This is a genomic window from Modicisalibacter sp. (genome assembly GCF_055145905.1).
The window spans coordinates 1-2,539 of sequence record NZ_JBSREH010000050.1 but is presented as its reverse complement, the minus strand read 5'-3'; the positions used below and the strand labels follow the sequence as shown (position 1 = coordinate 2,539).

Here is a 2,539-nt window from a genome sequence, read left to right as displayed (position 1 = left end):
GACCAGCTCGGCGCCGCCGTCGATCTCCTGGGAGGAGCCGTCGATCAGCGCGCGGATCTCCTTGGCCGTCTCGGCACTGCGGCTGGCCAGGTTGCGCACCTCGCCGGCCACCACCGCGAAGCCGCGGCCCTGCTCGCCGGCCCGCGCCGCCTCCACCGAGGCGTTCAGCGCCAGGATGTTGGTCTGGAAGGCGATCGAGTCGATTACCCCGATGATCTCGGAGACCTTGCGCGAGCTGTCGGTGATCCGGCCCATGGTGTCCACCACCTGGCCCATCACCTCGCCGCTCTCGCGTACCGTGGTCGCCGCGTCGCCGGCCAGACCGCTGGCCTCGCGGGCATTGGCGGCGTTCTGCTTCACCGTGGCGGTCATCTCCTCCATGCTCGAGGCGGTCTCCTCCAGCGACGAGGCCTGCTGCTCGGTGCGCGACGACAGGTCCTCGTTGCCCGCGGCGATGTCCCGCGAGGCCGGCCGTACCACCGCGACGCTGCGGTCGACGTCGCGCACGATGCTGCCCAGACTCTTGCGCATCGCATCGAGCATCGCCATCAGCTCGCCGATCTCGTCGTTGCGCTGGCTGGGCAGGGTCGCACCCAGGTTGCCCGACGAGATCTGCAGGGTGAACTGCTTGGACTCGCGGATCGGCCGGCGGATCGCGCGCATGCTCAGCATGCCCATCACGACCAGCAGCACCAGCCCCACCAGCACCAGTGTTACCTGAATCAGGAACATGCGATTCTTCTCGGCCTCGGCACTGGCCACCAGAGTTTCCGCCTGAGTCTGCTTGGCCTCGACCAGCTTGTTGAGCATCCCGCCCAGGCGCTCGCCCATGGGCGTCAGGGTGTCGTTGTAGGCGGTATAGGCCTGATAGAAGTCGCCGTTGTTGAGACTCTTGACGATGGTCTCCAGGCCCTTGGTGCGATAGGCCTCGAGCGCCTTGCCGAAGGCGGCCGCCGTCTCGGAGTGATTGACGTCCCGCGCCATGAACTCGCCCCACAGGCCCTGCAGGCTGTCCGTCAGCGTCTTGACCTTGGACGTGACAGCTTCCATGTCGCCCGACATCGGGTTGCTGACCGGGTCGGCCACCAGCTCGCGCCCCTGACTCACCAGCTGGTCGATACGCTGCAGCCGCGCCACGTCCTTGAGACCGTTGCTGTTGACGGCATGCAAGCGGTCGGAGGTCGCCTGCAAGGCATAGAGCCCCATCCCGCTTGCCGTACCCAGCAGCAGCAGTGCCAGAATCACCATCGACGCCATGCGCCCCTGCAGGGAGCGCAAGCGCAGGCGACGCAACCGACCGCGCAACCCGCTGCGCACCAAGCGCCCCTTGTCCAGACGAAAGCCGCTGGGCTTGCCGGCGCGAATGTCGGCATAGACACGCTCGGCCTGCTCGCAGGCCGCCGGGTCGGCCTTGACGCGCACCGAGGCATACCCCAGCAGTTCGCCGTCCTCGATGATCGGCGTGGCACTGGCGTCCACCCAGTAGTGGTCGCCGTTCTTGCGCCGGTTCTTGACCAGCCCGTGCCAGGACTCGCCCGCCTCGATGGTTTCCCACATGTTGGCGAAGGCGGCTTCCGGCATGTCCGGATGACGCACGATGCTGTGCGGTGCGCCGATCAGCTCGTCGCGCGAAAAGCCGCTGACCTCGACGAAGGCCGGATTGGCATAGGTGATCCGTCCCTTGAGATCGGTTCGCGAAATCAGGTAGTGCTCGTCGTCGAGCCGGTATTCACGCTGTGTAACGGGCTGATTGTCTCGCATGTCGTCCTAGTTCCTGCTGGTTCGGAGGCATTCCGGGGCGTCGCTTCAGGCGCCGCCGCTAGAACGTCTCCCATTCGTTATCGTCGTGCTGAACCACCGGCCGCGAGACTGGCTCGGGGCGCCCCAGCGCCGGGGCCGCCGCCCCGCCCTGCTTGCGGGCCTGCGCGGCGCGGAAGCGGGTCTCGCGATCGACCTGCTCCCGGCCGCTGCCGCTCAGGCGCAGCACGCCCATCGCCTCGGCCAGGCGAACCACCTGCTCGTCGAGTTCCTGGGCGGCACGCGCCGAGGTCTGCACCCGCTCGGCGTTCTGCTGGGTGACCTCGTCCATCTGCGCCACCGCCTGGTTGATCTGCTCGATCCCCCGGGTCTGCTCGTCCGAGGCCGAGGCGATTTCGCCCATGATGTCGTTGACCTTGAGCACCGCGCTGACCACACCCTCGATCGAGTTCTCGGCCCGCTTGACCAGCTCGGCGCCACCATCGATCTCCTGGGAGGCGCCGTCGATCAGCGCGCGGATCTCCTTGGCCGCCTCGGCGCTGCGGCCGGCCAGGTTGCGCACCTCGCCGGCCACCACCGCGAAGCCGCGGCCCTGCTCGCCAGCCCGAGCCGCCTCCACCGAGGCGTTCAGCGCCAGGATATTGGTCTGGAAGGCGATCGAGTCGATCACCCCGATGATCTCCGAGACCTTGCGCGAGCTGTCGGTGATCCGGCCCATGGTGTCCACCACCTGGCCCATCACCTCGCCGCTCTCGCGTACCGTGGTCGCCGCGTCGCCGGC

General features: G+C 68.0%; 2 protein-coding genes. Both read right to left on the bottom strand.

All coding sequences use genetic code 11. The features are described from left to right. The coding region (locus ACTCB7_RS14920; protein WP_463007306.1) for a methyl-accepting chemotaxis protein at positions 1-1,761 on the bottom strand (1,761 nt) is incomplete at its 3' end. A 58-nt stretch (positions 1,762-1,819) separates the two neighbouring features. Further along, on the bottom strand, positions 1,820-2,539 hold a 720-nt coding region (locus ACTCB7_RS14915), incomplete at its 5' end, for a methyl-accepting chemotaxis protein (RefSeq protein WP_463007305.1).